The organism is Pseudoduganella sp. GW821-FHT11H04, assembly GCF_058807935.1.
This window is the reverse complement of the sequence record NZ_JBXARE010000005.1, coordinates 79,854-92,887: the sequence shown is the minus strand read 5'-3', so window position 1 is coordinate 92,887 and position 13,034 is coordinate 79,854. Positions and strand designations below refer to the sequence as shown.

Annotated in this window: 13 protein-coding genes; 5 read left to right on the top strand and 8 right to left on the bottom strand. The window is 60.7% G+C overall.

The window, feature by feature from the left end:
- Positions 1-54 precede the first annotated feature (54 nt).
- Positions 55-1,029, bottom strand: a complete 975-nt coding sequence (locus AC1RTP_RS13465) for a GGDEF domain-containing protein (protein ID WP_498608132.1) — start codon at positions 1,027-1,029, stop codon at positions 55-57.
- 66 nt (positions 1,030-1,095) lie between these two features.
- Here AC1RTP_RS13465 and AC1RTP_RS13460 point away from each other — a divergent pair, with 66 nt between their 5' ends.
- Positions 1,096-1,869 (top strand): helical backbone metal receptor, encoded by a 774-nt coding sequence (locus AC1RTP_RS13460; protein ID WP_498608131.1) that lies wholly within the window; start codon positions 1,096-1,098, stop codon positions 1,867-1,869.
- 3 nt (positions 1,870-1,872) lie between these two features.
- Here the strand turns inward: AC1RTP_RS13460 and AC1RTP_RS13455 are convergent, their stop codons facing one another.
- From AC1RTP_RS13455 to AC1RTP_RS13440, 4 genes are read right to left on the bottom strand one after another with little or no spacing between them, the layout of a single operon-like run.
- Entirely contained in the window at positions 1,873-2,229 is a 357-nt protein-coding gene (locus AC1RTP_RS13455) for an HPF/RaiA family ribosome-associated protein (protein WP_498608130.1), read from the bottom strand.
- A gap of 54 nt (positions 2,230-2,283) precedes the next feature.
- Positions 2,284-2,928 carry a DUF1345 domain-containing protein gene (locus AC1RTP_RS13450; RefSeq protein ID WP_498608129.1) on the bottom strand — a complete coding sequence of 215 codons (645 nt, stop codon included), beginning with the start codon at positions 2,926-2,928 and terminating at the stop codon, positions 2,284-2,286.
- Between the two features lie 15 nt (positions 2,929-2,943).
- Positions 2,944-4,167 carry an MFS transporter gene (locus AC1RTP_RS13445; RefSeq protein WP_498608128.1) on the bottom strand — a complete coding sequence of 408 codons (1,224 nt, stop codon included), beginning with the start codon at positions 4,165-4,167 and terminating at the stop codon, positions 2,944-2,946.
- A 58-nt stretch (positions 4,168-4,225) separates the two neighbouring features.
- Positions 4,226-5,251, bottom strand: coding sequence for a CDP-6-deoxy-delta-3,4-glucoseen reductase (locus AC1RTP_RS13440; RefSeq protein ID WP_498608127.1), 1,026 nt, complete (start codon positions 5,249-5,251; stop codon positions 4,226-4,228).
- A gap of 12 nt (positions 5,252-5,263) precedes the next feature.
- On the opposite strand from AC1RTP_RS13440, the gene AC1RTP_RS13435 reads away from it, so the two are divergent.
- Together AC1RTP_RS13435 and AC1RTP_RS13430 are read left to right on the top strand one after the other, a co-directional pair.
- Positions 5,264-6,148, top strand: a complete 885-nt coding sequence (locus tag AC1RTP_RS13435; protein WP_498608126.1) for an SDR family oxidoreductase — start codon at positions 5,264-5,266, stop codon at positions 6,146-6,148.
- 493 nt (positions 6,149-6,641) lie between these two features.
- Positions 6,642-6,884 (top strand): hypothetical protein, encoded by a 243-nt coding sequence (locus AC1RTP_RS13430; protein ID WP_055936706.1) that lies wholly within the window; start codon positions 6,642-6,644, stop codon positions 6,882-6,884.
- A 75-nt stretch (positions 6,885-6,959) separates the two neighbouring features.
- On the opposite strand, the gene AC1RTP_RS13425 is transcribed toward AC1RTP_RS13430, so the two are convergent.
- The 3 genes from AC1RTP_RS13425 to AC1RTP_RS13415 form a co-directional block, all read right to left on the bottom strand.
- Positions 6,960-7,943 (bottom strand): glycine-rich domain-containing protein, encoded by a 984-nt coding sequence (locus AC1RTP_RS13425; protein WP_498608125.1) that lies wholly within the window; start codon positions 7,941-7,943, stop codon positions 6,960-6,962.
- Positions 7,944-8,279: 336 nt separating this feature from the next.
- On the bottom strand, positions 8,280-10,064 hold the full coding sequence (locus AC1RTP_RS13420) for a CHASE domain-containing protein (protein ID WP_498608124.1): 1,785 nt from the start codon (positions 10,062-10,064) through the stop codon (positions 8,280-8,282).
- Positions 10,065-10,186: 122 nt separating this feature from the next.
- Complete coding sequence (locus tag AC1RTP_RS13415) at positions 10,187-11,947, bottom strand: glutamine--tRNA ligase/YqeY domain fusion protein (RefSeq protein ID WP_498608123.1); 1,761 nt, start codon at positions 11,945-11,947, stop codon at positions 10,187-10,189.
- Positions 11,948-12,218: 271 nt separating this feature from the next.
- Here AC1RTP_RS13415 and AC1RTP_RS13410 point away from each other — a divergent pair, with 271 nt between their 5' ends.
- The gene (locus AC1RTP_RS13410) at positions 12,219-12,512 is read left to right on the top strand and encodes a DnaJ domain-containing protein (protein ID WP_055936718.1); all 294 of its coding nucleotides are present in this window, start codon (positions 12,219-12,221) and stop codon (positions 12,510-12,512) included.
- Positions 12,513-12,533: 21 nt separating this feature from the next.
- A complete protein-coding gene (locus tag AC1RTP_RS13405; RefSeq protein WP_498608122.1) occupies positions 12,534-13,034 on the top strand; it encodes a hypothetical protein in 501 nt (166 codons plus the stop codon).

Below are 13,034 nucleotides of genomic sequence, written 5' to 3'. Positions count from 1 at the left end.
CAAATGGACATTTTGCGCAGCAAAATGTCCATTTGCTCGACCTGACCCCGACTTTTATTTCGATACTTCGACGCAGTTGCGGCCGGCTTCTTTGGCGCGGTAGAGGGCGGCGTCGGCGGTGGCGATGAGGGCGGTTTCGTCCTGGGCAGGGCTTAGCGATGCGACGCCAAAGGAACTGGTGATGTGCGGCAGGGGCTGGCGCATGTCGCTGAACACGACGGCTTCGCGCATGCGCTGGCATAGGCGGCCGGCGACCGCTTCGGCTACCTGTACGTTCGTGTCGGGCAGCACCACCATCATTTCTTCGCCGCCGTAGCGTACGGCGAAGTCGCTTGGGCGTAGGGCGCCTGTCAGCACTTGCGCTGCGGTGCGCAGGGCCTGGTCGCCTTGCAGGTGGCCGTGGCTGTCGTTGAATTTCTTGAAGTGGTCGATGTCGAGCATGATCAGCGTCAGCGGCTGGCCGGTGGCCTGGGCGCTGGCGACCAGCTGCGGCAGGAAGTCGTTCAGCCAGGCGCGGTTATACAGGCCGGTCAGGCCGTCCACCATCGACAGCTGGCGATAGAATTCGCCGAGCTTCTGGCGGCGACGCAGCTGGGCGTTGGCGGCGCGGATGCGAAAGGACAGCATGCGCAGGAGGTTGCGGGCGACGCCATTCGCTGCGTCGATCAATTGCCAGGCGAGCTCGGATTCGATCACCAGCAGTTCGCTTTGCTCGAGCGCCGTGATGGCGGCCTGGTTGGCTTCATCGTCAAGCACTGCCTGTTCGCCTACGCTTTCGCCGGGGAGGATTTTGCTGATCGTGGTGCCGTCGGACATGCCGGTACTGGTGTCGGCGGCAACCGAGAGGGCGCCGCGCAGCACGATGAAAAGACGGGCGCGTTGCGGGTCGGTGATTACCTCGCCCTGTTCGACTTGCACGATCGGGCAGTCTTTCAGCAGCGGTGCGACGCGGACGCTGTCTGCGCCGCGGAACAGTTGCAAGGACTGGATCTGGTAAGCGGATGCGCCGAAGGCGCCAATCGGTTTCAAGGTGAACTTTCTTACTGCGGTATCAACAGGTGTTAATGATAGCCTAAGTGTGGTTCAATATCGGCCATGAAATACACCGATATCCTTGGCACGCAACACGCGGCCGATCCAAACGCCCGCATCGTCTCGCTGGTGCCTTCGATTACCGAGCTTCTTTGCGACCTGGGACTGGCCCCGCAGCTGGTGGGCCGCACTGGTTTTTGCATCCATCCCGCGGACGTGGTGCGCGATATCCCGAAAGTGGGAGGCACCAAGGACGTCAATATCGAGAAGATCCGCAAGCTGGCGCCGACCCACCTGGTGGTGAATATCGATGAGAACGAAAAGCCTACGGTAGATAAGCTGGCGGAGTTTGTGCCGAATATCGTGGTCACGCATCCGATCGAGCCGCGCGATAACCTGGCGCTGGTGCAGTTGATGGGCGGTGTGTTTTGCGCGCAGGAGAAGGCGGATGCGTGGTGTGCGGAATTCGAGCGCGAGCTGGCGCAGGTGCAGCCGGGCCGTGCACAGCGCGTGCTGTACTGCATCTGGAAAGACCCGTGGATGACGGTGTCGCGCGATACCTATATAGCCCGCATGCTGTCCATGATCGGCTGGTCGATTCCGGAATTGGGCGACAAGCGTTATCCAAGCTTCATCTGGGACGAGGCGCTGCTGCGCGATATCGACCAGGTGCTACTGTCGTCCGAGCCTTACCGCTTCACTGAAGAACACGTGGATGCGTTGGAGCGCCAGATCGGCAAGCCGGTGCAACTGGTGGATGGGGAGATGATGTCCTGGTACGGCAGCCGTGCCTTGCAAGGTATCCGATACCTGAAAGGCCTGGCCGCCGCGGGCTAAGGATTATTCCTCAGCCTCTTCGAAGTTGGGCTGTGCGGTATGGCGTTTGCCATCGTTCAGGCGGCCCAATGCGCTGTCGATGGCTCGTTGCAGCTTGTCTGCTGCGCCGTGGATGGATTGATGCAGGGTTGCGTCGTGGTCGGTGACGGCAATCGGCTGGTAGCCGTTGACGCGCGCCTCGATCATGCAGCGGATATCTCCGTCAGAGGACTTCTGGGCATTGCCTTCGCTGAGGTGGACGTCGACGCGTCCGATGTGCTCGCCGAACCGGTGGAGTGCAGTTTTGACCACTTCTTTCACATGGTCGTCCAGGCCTGCAGTACGTTCGATGGTTTTGTCGGAGTTCACACTGATTTGCATATACAGCTCCCGTTTGTTAACCAAAACGTGTTGCCACGCGATTTCATCATACGCCTACATCAGCGAAGCCGCCATATTCACAAATAGACCCAGGATAAGAAGATTGAAGAAGAAGCTCAGCACGGACTGGGCCAGCACCAACCGGCGCATGGAGGACGAGGCTACCGATACGTCCGAGGTCTGGGCGGCGACTGCGATCGTGAACGAGAAATACAGGAAGTCCCAGTAGTCCGGCTGGGTTTCGCCGCCGGGGAAGGACAGTGGGCGCTGGTGGCCGCGCGCGCTGTAGTACAGGTGGGCGTAGTGGAAGCAGAACAAGGTGCCGACCAGGAACCAGGAACCCACCAGTGTCAGCACCACGAAGGCATAGTGCGGGCCGCGCTCATTGACCGCCATATTGCGCAGGCTGGCCAGTTCGGTGCTGAGGGCGGCCATGCTCATGACGGTCGCCACCACCAGGCTGGCCAGGATGACGGATCCTTTTTCATCCTGCTGCGCCGAGATGCGCCTTACCGTGCGGTGGTCGGCGCGCATCATCATCCAGGCCATGGAAATCAGATAGGTCCAGACCGCGATATCCCAGGCCGACAGGGCGCGCACCAGCGGCTTGAGCGATGAGGGCAGCAGCACGCCCGCCACGATGCCGACGCCGATAGCGGCGCTCAGGTGGGGACGGCTGCGGATCATGTGGTAGGCCATGTCGTTCTTATAGTACTACTTGTCGTGGTGTGGGAAACGGTCCATGCGCGACAGGATGGGGAAGCGCCATGCCCAGATACCGGTCACGGCCAGCGTGGCTACGCCGCCGAAGATCACGGCGCGGGTCAGGCCCAGCCAGCCTGCGGTAATGCCCGATTCGAATTCGCCCAGCTCATTGGAGGCGCCGATGAACACGGCGTTGACAGCGCTGACGCGGCCGCGGATTTCGTCCGGTGTTTCGAATTGCACCAGCAAGTGGCGCACGTAGACGCTGATCATGTCGCCGGTGCCGAGCAGCAGCAGGCATATGAGTGCGACGCTGAAGCTGGTGGTAAAGCCCAGCATCACGGTGCAGACGCCGAAGACAGCAACGCCGCCGAACATCCAGGCGCCAACGCGGCGCGTGATCGGCCAGAAGGCGAGGGCGATCGAGCAGATTGCGGCGCCGGCGCCTGGCGCGGTACGCAGCAAGCCAAGACCGGTGGGGCCGGTGTGCAGCACATCATGCGCCAGGGCGGGCAGCAGGGCGGTGACGCCGCCAAACAGCACGGCAAACAGGTCGAGCGAAATCGCGCCGAGCATGATGGGGCGCGACCAGACGAAGCGCATGCCTTCCATCACGCTGTGCCAGGTGGCAGGTTCCTTACGTGTCGCTTGAGGGGCGGGACGCGTGAGCATCATCAGCAGCACAGCGAGCAGCAGCATGGTGGAGGTGACGGTGTACACAGCGGCGGGGCCGTAGATGTACAGCAGGCCGCCCAGCGTTGGGCCGAGGATCACGGCGACCTGGAAGGTGGAGCTTGCGAGTGCGACGGCGCGGCTGAATTCTTCGGTCGGCACCATATTCACCACGACCGCCTGGGTAGCCGGCATCATGAAGGCGCGCGCGCTGCCGTACAGCGCCAGCACGGCAAAGATCGGCCATACCGCGCCAAAGCCGCTGTGCGTGTAGCCAAGCAGCGCCAGCCCGCATACCAGCTGGGCGCCGAGGCAGGTGGCAATGATGTTGCGGCGATTGTAGCGGTCGGCCGCATGGCCGGCGTACAGGATCAGCAGCAGGAAGGGCGCGAACTGCGCCAGTCCGATCAGGCCGAGGTAGTAGAGGTTCTTGGTCTGTGCGTAGACTTGCCAGCCGATGGCGACGTTCTGCATTTGCACGGCGATGGTGCCGAGCAAGCGGGCTGACAGGTAGAAGGCGAAGTTGCGGTGGCGGAGGACTGCGAAACCGTTTGATGGCATACGTTTGGCGTGCTATGAGGCGCTGCGCGCCCCATGGCACGCGGCGCATGGGTGGAACTTAAGGTTGTTGAAGGTCTGCTTCGGAGGTGAAGGCGTCGGCGAAGAACTCTTCTTCCGGCAGCTTGCAATCCTTGACGAAATCGCGCTTGGCCGATTCAACGACGATCGGGGCGCCGCAGGCGTAGACTTGGTGGCCCGACATATCCGGCAGGTCGTCAATTACCGCCTGGTGCACGAAGCCGGTACGGCCGGTCCAGTTTTCTTCCGGCAGCGCGTCGGAAACCACCGGCACGTAGCTGAAGTGCGGGATCTCTTGCTCCCACTGGCGGCACAGGGCATCCATATACAAGTCCTGCGGACGGCGGCCGCCCCAGTACAGCGTCATCGGGCGCTTGGAACCGCTGGCGCGTTCATGTTCGACAATCGCCTTGATCGGTGCGAAACCGGTGCCCGATGCCAGCAGCACCATCGGCTTGTCGGAATCGTCGCGCACGAAGAAGGTTCCCAGCGGGCCTTCAAAGCGCAGGATGTCGCGCTCCTTCATGGTGCTGAACACCTGGTCGGTGAACAGGCCGCCCGGCATGTGGCGGATGTGCAGGCTGATCGCACCGCCTTCCGGTGCGGTGGCGATCGAGTAGGCGCGGCGTTTGCCGTCGCGCAGCAGGAATTCGAGGTACTGGCCGGCCTTGTACTGGAAGGTTTCGTTGGCCGGCAGTTGCAGCGTCAGCACCATCACGTCCGGCGCCATCTTTTCCAGCGCGTTGACGCGGGTCGGCATCTTCTTGATCGGGAATTCGCCGCTGCCCACCACTTCGCGCGCCTGCAGTACCAGGTCCGAATGCGGGATGGCGCAGCAGAACAGGGACATGCCGGCCGCTTCTTCTTCCTCGCTCAGGGCGCGGCGCTGGTGCGCCTTGTGGCTGACGGAGCCCGACACCACCTTGCCTTTGCAGGAGCTGCAGGCGCCATTTTTGCAGCCGTATGGCAGGCCGACGCCGGCGCGCATGGCCGCGGCCAGGACGGTTTCGTCTTCTTCGCAGCTGAATTGGTGGCCGCTAGGCTGAACAGTAATTTGGAAAGACATACAATCTTAAAAATGGAAATCAGTAAAAAATTCAATAAGCCGCGCCTGCTGGTCCTCGGTTGCGGCGATGTGGGCATGCGTTTGCTGCCTTTGGTGCGCGATCACTACCGCGTATTTGCCGTCACCAGCCAGCGTGAGCGCTTTGCCGAATTGCGTGCGGCGGGCGCCGTTCCGCTGCTGGCCGACCTGGACCAGCCTGCATCGCTGCGCCGCCTGGCCGGGCTGGCGCAACATATTGTGCACCTGGCTCCACCGCCGGGCGAGGGCAAGCTTGATAGGCGCACCCGCAATGTGACCGCCATTTTACCTGACCGGGCGCAAGTGGTTTATGTGAGCACCACAGGGGTGTACGGCGACCTGGACGGGCGGCTGGTGGATGAAACCCAGACGGTGGCGCCCCGCAATGCCAGGGCGCTGCGGCGGGTCGATGCTGAAAGCGTGCTGCGGAGCTGGGCGCGCCGCTCCCAGGGGCGCCTGTCGATCCTGCGGGTGCCGGGCATCTACGCGTCTGACCGCCTTCCTATCAAACGGCTGGAGCAGGGCACACCGGCCTTGCGGGCGGAAGATGATGTTTATACCAACCATATACATGCCGACGACCTGGCGCGGGTGGTGCTTGCCGCACTGAGGCGTGGCGCGGCGAACCGGATCTATCACGCCGTGGATGACACGGAACTGAAAATGGGGGACTATTTCGACATGGTGGCCGATCATTTCGGCTTGCCGCGTCCACCACGCCTGGATCGTGCCGCATTGGCGCAGGCGGTGGCGCCGACACTGTTGTCCTTCATGTCGGAGTCGCGCAGGCTGGCAAATCGGCGCCTGAAAGAAGAATTACAGGTACGGCTGCTGTATCCGGATGTTGCAGCAGCTTTGAGTTGCATCAAGCGCTTGTGATGCTGCAGGCGCTATCTTGTGCCAATGTCTGCCAAGGAGGCCGCCATGTATAGCCACCCCACCAAGGAGCAAGTCCGCGTTTATCTTTCCCAGCGCGGCCATGCCCATCTGCCGCCGCCTTCGCCGGAGGAAATCAGGCGCCGCCTTGACTGGCGTCCGGAGTACACTCCCATGCCGGCAGCCCTGATGTATCTCCCTCCGGCCCTGGTCTGGGTCACGTTTGCCTGGCTCTGTTTGCCTTTTACTTTGGCAAGAAACGACCAAAAGTAGCCTTTTTGTTAAACTACCTTAATTCCTAGCACAGCTTTGCGCGCTAGAATCTATCAAAATCTCACGACAGTTGCCCCGCATTAAGCGAACGGCAATAAAACGGTGTATGATTACGTCCGTGTGCCGAAAATTGCGTCAATAACGGCTTTTTCTGGCGCTCTTTGTCGAAAATTCCGCCAATAATTTTGTTGCGACTGCGCAACATATTGAAAAAGTACTAGTCATGAGCTCTCTGAAAGAAATTACTGCCTCGTCGTCTTACAATCCAAACCGCGTTCTGGACGCCATCATTGAAAAGCTGCAGCTGAAAAACGATGCCGCTCTGTCCCGTGCCCTGGAAGTTGCGCCACCTGTGATCTCCAAGATCCGTCACAACACCCTGCCTATCGGCGCGACCATCCTGATCCGTATGCATGAAATCAGCGATTTCAGCATCCGCGAACTGCGCGACCTGATGGCGCACTAAGTTTTCGCCCGGACGTAAAAACGGCCGCACCTGCTAGCAGGTGGCGGCCGTTTTTATTTGCTCGTATAGCCGGGATCAGGATGCTGCCAGGCGTGGGCGGGCGGAATAGAACAGGTTTTGCGATGCAGCCTGGGCTTCGGCGCTGACGCGGCCGGAGTAGGCGGTTTTCGCTTCAGTGGACACGCGGCCGGAGTAGGCCGTTTTCGCGTCAATTGCTACGCGGCCCGAGTAGGCGGTCTGTGCTTCGGCTGCCACGCGGCCCGAGTAGGCGACTTTCGGCGACGCTTCTGCGGCTACGCGGCCCGAATACGCGACTTGTGGCGCGGCTTCGACAGCCACGCGGCCAGAGTAAGCGACCGCTACGCGACCGGAGTAGGCCACTTGCGGTGCAGCGTTCGCGGCGACACGGCCGGAGTACGCGACTTGCGGTGCGGCTTCGGCAGCGACACGGCCCGAGTACGCAACTTGAGGCGCGGCGTTCGCGGCGACACGGCCGGAGTAAGCGACTTGTGGTCCCGCTTCGGCAGCGACACGGCCCGAGTAAGCGACTTGCGCGCCGGCTTCGGCGGCGACACGGCCCGAGTAAGCGACTTGTTCGCCGGCTACGCGGCCAGAGTAAGCCACTTGCGCCTCGTCGGCTGGTGCTGCAACGCGGCCCGAGTAGGCGACTGCGCTACGCAAATAATCCTCGCCGAAGGTCTCTTCATACAATTCCTTCATGCGATTCCCGACGCGCTCATGCGCCTCTTCGTCATCTTCGCCGCGCAGGCCAATGTATGGGAAGTGGTGCAGGTAATACCCGAACACATTCTCGCAATCGATGAAGTACTTCATCGTATCGAGGATGTGGTAATGCCAGAAAATATCGACATCCATCAACGGAGCAGTCTGCTCGTTGGGGAAGGTTTTCATCAGGTAGAGGAAGCGGCGGTATTCGAATTCAACAGCATTGACCTTTTCCAGCGACCAGCCTTCGCCAGATTCCACATGCATCAATTTCACCTTGATAGGTTCCAGATCGAGGTCGGCAATAGCCTTGAAGCTTTCAGCTGAAATCATGAGTGACATCCCTTTAAAGTGAACGTATTTAAGACCGAAGGAGAGAGAAAAGACGCCGTTCTAGGGGGCTGGTATTTGTTGCCAGGGCATCTGTGGCGTTCGGAGTTGGGAACGCGTGTTGATGTAGATCAACTAGCTCAAGTATAGACTTCGCCCCCGCCAATGCAAGTAACAATTTAAGCGTGCGCGGCATAAACAACACAGCATAAGCTCCTTTTAAATCAATAGCTTGTCGCGTCGTCAAATGTTACAAATGCATTTTTGCTGAGCGGGGGAAAGAGAGTTTGATAAGGATCAACAACGGCGCGGTCTTTTCCTACCGAGTGGTATAAGAGCCTAAGCGCTCAGACGCATGTCTTCGGCCGGGGCAATGCGATAGCCGATGGGGACGGCAATGCTGACGGTGGTGCCACCGTGGGTGAGGCTATTAATAGTGCAATTCCCGCCAAGCAGGCTGATGCGTTCCTCGATGCCGACCAGGCCGAAGGAGCCAGCCTTATGCCGGCTGGCCGTGTTGATGCCGATGCCGTTATCGCTGATGGTCATGCGCAGCATGCCGTGCGACTGATGGAGTTCAACATGCACGACGCTGGCGCCGGCATGCTTGTGGATGTTGCTCAAAGACTCCTGCAGCACGCGGAAGAAGGCCGTGGCGCAGTGGTCATCAACGCCATGGTCGGCTACCGCATCTTCCACGAATTCGCACTTGATGCCGGAGCGCAGGCGGAACTGCGCGATCTGCCATTCCACTGCCGCCGATAAGCCCAAGTCCAGTACGTTCGGCCGCAGGTCGTTGATGATTTGCCTGACGCTGCGTATGGTGTTGTCGATCTGGTGCAGCGTGGCGCGCGCCCGCGCGTGCAAGCGAGGGTGGGTCTTTTCGGTGCGGGTGGCGAGGATGTCGGCTTCGATTTTCAGGGCCAGAAGGTTCTGGCCCAGGTCATCATGGATCTCGCGCGCGATGCGTTTGCGTTCTTCTTCCTTGATATGGTCAGCGTGGGCTGCGAGGCGGCGTAGCCGATGGTGCGACAGCTGCAAGCGCGCCTGGCTGTCGCGCAGTTCGCGCGTCATGGCCCGCGCCATTTTCAGGGCGCGGCGGCGGGATGAAGCAAGCGTGACGAACAGCGCGTAAATCAGTACGCTGGCGCCAAAGCCCATGCTCGCCGCCAGCATGGGCAGGAACTGGTCGAAGCGCGAATACAGCGCGAGTTTCGGTACGCTGAACTGGGCTTGCCAGGTGCGTCCATGGAATTGCACCGGCAGGGCCGTGATGAAATGCTCACCGTTCGCACTGACTGCGCCGGGCTGGCTGTCGAACAGCCATGTGCCCGGCTTGCCGTCGCTGGTTCCGTCGCGCAGGGCTACGCGCACCGCACGCACCGGCATTTCGCCGAGCGCCGATTCCACCAGGCGCGGCACGCTGAAGCCCAGGCCCACCGAACCAACGCAGGCCGCGCGGCGTTCGGCGATGGTCGCCATCGGCATGCCGTTGCGGTAAATCGGGATGCGCATGGCCATGCCGACATGGCTTGGGGCGCTGCGCAGTGGGATGGGTTGCCCGGAGCTGCTCATGATGCCCTGGTCGCGGGCGGTGAACAGCGCCTCCGCTACGCCGGGGCGGGCCGCGATGTCCAGGCCATAGCGGTCGCCAAAGCCTTCGAGCGGCTCGATCAGTGTCAGCACCGCGTATTCGCGCCGCTGGCCGCCGGGATGGAGCCGGTATTCCGGATACAGGCTGTCGTTCAGCTGGCGCTGGTGTGCTTCCGCCGCCGGGCGCTGGGCTTGCGTGTAATACTCGGCGAAGTTGATATTGTCGATAGCCGGGTAATTGTGTTCGAGGTCCAGGCCGCGCACGTAGCGGTGGAAGCTCTCCCGGGTCACTTCGCCGCCGGCCTGGAAGTAGCTGGCGGCGGCGCGCAGCACGTCGGTATAAGCCTTGATGCTGGCATTAATATTGAATTGGGTATTGCGGGCTTGGTTCTGGAAGCGCTCGCGTGCCTCGCTTTCCACCGAGCGGGTCGCTACGGTGTAGAGGCTGGCGCCAACGCCCAGCGATAGCGCGACACCCAGCCACCACAAGGGCTTGGCGGGGGCGAGCAAGCTGAACTGGAGGCGGGACATTGCCTGACTATAAGAATTTCCCCAGTTCAAGGTCAAGTTGCAAAAATACCACTTTGATTGAAATCAAACCAACATGAAAAAAAGCCGCCCGGAGGCGGCTTTTTGACCACAAACAGGCTGGTTTATTTGGTCCAGCTGTCTTTCAGGGTGACGATGCGGTTGAAGACCGGCTTGCCTGGCTGCGACAGTACGCGGTCGGCGACAAAGTAGCCGTGGCGCTCGAACTGGAAGCGCTGCTCCGGGGCTGCGTCCTTCAGGCCAGGCTCCAGGTAGGCTTTCACGATTTCCAGCGCTTTCGGGTTCAGGAATTCCTTGAAGTCCTTGCCGCCGGCGTCCGGCTTCTCGTCGGTGAACAGGCGATCGTACAGGCGAACATCCGCTTCCAGGGCTGCTTCGGCGCTGACCCAGGTGATGTTGCCTTTGACTTTGTAGGTGTCCGCGCCCGGGGTGCCGGACTTGGAATCTTCGAAGTACTTCACGCGTACCGCGGTGACCTTGCCGTTTTCATCCTTGTCGTAGCCGGTGCATTCGGCCACGAAGCCGTACTTCAGGCGCACGCGCGCGCCCGGCTGATCGCCCACGGGCGGGGTAAAGCGGAAATAGCCCTTGGTCGGCACTTCCATGAAGTCTTCTTCTTCGATCCACAGTTCGCGGGTGAACGGGAAGGTGCGGTGGCCCAGTTCCGGATGGTGCGGGTGGACCGGCGAGGTGCACTCGACCGACTGGCCTTCCGGGAAGTTCTCGACAATCAGCTTCAGTGGACGCAGCACGGCGATTGCGCGTGGAGCCTTTGGATCCAGGTCTTCACGCACGGCGCCTTCCAGCACGCCGAAGTCGATCCAGCCGTCGGACTTGGTCACGCCGGTGCGTTCGCACATCAGCTGGATGCCTTCCGGGGTGAAGCCGCGGCGGCGCATGCCGGCCATGGTCGGCAGGCGCGGATCGTCCCAGCCGTCCACGATGCCTTCTTCCACAAGTTGGCGCAGCTTGCGCTTGGAGGTGACGATGTAGGTCAGGTTCAGGCGCGCGAATTCGTACTGGTGCGGCACCGGCTTGGCGAAGAAACCGCCCTCGGACAGCACTTCCAGCAGCCAGTCGTAGAATGGACGGTGGTCCTGGAACTCCAGGGTGCAGATCGAGTGGGTGATGTTTTCCAGCGCGTCCGAGATCGGGTGCGTGTAGTCGTACATCGGGTAGATGCACCAGTCGTCGCCTGTACGGTGGTGGTGGGCGTGGCGGATACGGTAGATCGCCGGGTCGCGCATATTCATGTTCGGCGAGGACATGGCGTCTTCGCTGATCTTGGCACGCAGAATGTGTTCACCGTCCTTGTATTTGCCGGCCTTCATATCTCGGAACAGCTGCAGGTTTTCTTCGACCGAGCGGTTGCGGAATGGCGAGTTGGTGCCAGGGGTGGTGAAGTTGCCGCGGTTGGCGGCCATGTCGGCGGCGCTCTGGCTGTCGACGTAGGCTTTGCCCACTTTAATCAGGTATTCGGCCATCTCGTACAGCTTGTCGAAGTAGTCCGACGCGAAGTACAGGTGGTTGCCGGCGCCGACCGGGCCTTTGAAGTCCCAGTCGAAACCGAGCCAGCGCACGCTGTCCATGATGGAATCGACGTATTCCTGTTCTTCTTTTTCAGGGTTTGTGTCGTCGAAACGCAGGTGGCAGCGGCCACCGAAATCGCGCGCCAGGCCGAAGTTGGTGTAGATGGACTTGGCGTGGCCAACGTGCAGGTAGCCGTTTGGCTCCGGCGGGAAGCGGGTGATGACCGGAGGCAGGCCTTCGCGGGTATGCGCGCCGGAGGCCAGGTCGGCTTCAACGATATTGCGCAGGAAATTCGGCGCAGGGGCCGGGGCAGCAGTTTTTTTGTCGTTGCTCATGTATGTTTTAGTTCTTTAAACCCGGTAAACCTGGGTCAGACCCGCAGGGTCAGACCCAGTCAGCTCCGCCGCCAGGGGTTTGGGTTTAGAGCCTTTGACTTTCGTCGAAGATCAAAAGCCTTAAACCAAATCCCTCGGCTGTTGATTAGACAGGGTCCGACCCTTGGGTCGTACCCTGGTTTACCGGTTTTAGGGTGATATTCAGCGTAAACAGGGCATTTTATAGGATAATTCGTCCTTACGCGTTTAAAAACCGGCCCGGAGTTGCAATATGGAAAATTTATATAATGTGCTCGGTGTCGCGCCCAATGCCTCTGACGAGGAAATCAAGAAGGTCTACCGTTCCCTGGCCATGCGTTTCCACCCGGACCGCAACCAGGAACCGGGTGCAGACGCCCGCTTCAAGGCCATCGTCAAAGCTTACGAAGTGTTGTCCGATCCCGAAAAACGGGAAGAATACAACCAGAGTGTGCACCACCGCATCATCATCGACCCTGAAGCGGAAGCCTACCAACAGTGGCGTTCCGTCTTCAGCGTCAACGGCGTGACGATCCCCGCCGCCTGATTCAAGAGAAAGCAGCAGCAAATGAGAAAAGTACACCCAGAGTTCGCCTACCAGGCGCGCGAACTGGAAGGGCAGATCGAGGGCATCCTCGGCGATCCGCCCGACCATAAGAACTACAAGAAGATGGTCGAAGCCTTGCGCAACGAATACCTGAGCGGCGGCGGCATCGACGATTTAAATATGATGGCTTTCGCCCTGGTCGACGTGATTGAATTCCACGACCCGAAGGCTGCCTTTGCCGACGCCGAAGACTTCGAGTACGGCGACCCGGCGCGCGTGTTCGGCGCAGCCACCTGCCCGAAAGCGGCTGGGCTGCTGGAAGCGCTGGAAGAGAACCACCCGGACCTGGCGCGCCAGGCCATCATCACCGCGCTGCTGCACAAGCATCCGCGCATGTGGGACGACGAGGACACTTCGCTTGACCGCCTGGCTGAAGGCGACGAGGGCGATGATGAAGACGATTACGCGGATGATGTCGCAACCGACGACTTCACCGGCATCTTTGACCAGCAGGAGGATTAA

What these genes read in the sequence shown, in the direction of transcription:
- AC1RTP_RS13450 (WP_498608129.1), bottom strand. Translation starts at nt 2,928, where the DNA reads ATGGCCTACCACATGATCCGCAGCCGTCCCCACCTGAGCGCCGCTATC.
- AC1RTP_RS13405 (WP_498608122.1), top strand. Translation starts at nt 12,534, where the DNA reads ATGAGAAAAGTACACCCAGAGTTCGCCTACCAGGCGCGCGAACTGGAA.
- AC1RTP_RS13435 (WP_498608126.1), top strand. Translation starts at nt 5,264, where the DNA reads ATGGAAATCAGTAAAAAATTCAATAAGCCGCGCCTGCTGGTCCTCGGT.
- AC1RTP_RS13430 (WP_055936706.1), top strand. Translation starts at nt 6,642, where the DNA reads ATGAGCTCTCTGAAAGAAATTACTGCCTCGTCGTCTTACAATCCAAAC.
- AC1RTP_RS13420 (WP_498608124.1), bottom strand. Translation starts at nt 10,064, where the DNA reads ATGTCCCGCCTCCAGTTCAGCTTGCTCGCCCCCGCCAAGCCCTTGTGG.
- AC1RTP_RS13445 (WP_498608128.1), bottom strand. Translation starts at nt 4,167, where the DNA reads ATGCCATCAAACGGTTTCGCAGTCCTCCGCCACCGCAACTTCGCCTTC.
- AC1RTP_RS13455 (WP_498608130.1), bottom strand. Translation starts at nt 2,229, where the DNA reads ATGCAAATCAGTGTGAACTCCGACAAAACCATCGAACGTACTGCAGGC.
- AC1RTP_RS13440 (WP_498608127.1), bottom strand. Translation starts at nt 5,251, where the DNA reads ATGTCTTTCCAAATTACTGTTCAGCCTAGCGGCCACCAATTCAGCTGC.
- AC1RTP_RS13425 (WP_498608125.1), bottom strand. Translation starts at nt 7,943, where the DNA reads ATGATTTCAGCTGAAAGCTTCAAGGCTATTGCCGACCTCGATCTGGAA.
- AC1RTP_RS13415 (WP_498608123.1), bottom strand. Translation starts at nt 11,947, where the DNA reads ATGAGCAACGACAAAAAAACTGCTGCCCCGGCCCCTGCGCCGAATTTC.
- AC1RTP_RS13460 (WP_498608131.1), top strand. Translation starts at nt 1,096, where the DNA reads ATGAAATACACCGATATCCTTGGCACGCAACACGCGGCCGATCCAAAC.
- AC1RTP_RS13410 (WP_055936718.1), top strand. Translation starts at nt 12,219, where the DNA reads ATGGAAAATTTATATAATGTGCTCGGTGTCGCGCCCAATGCCTCTGAC.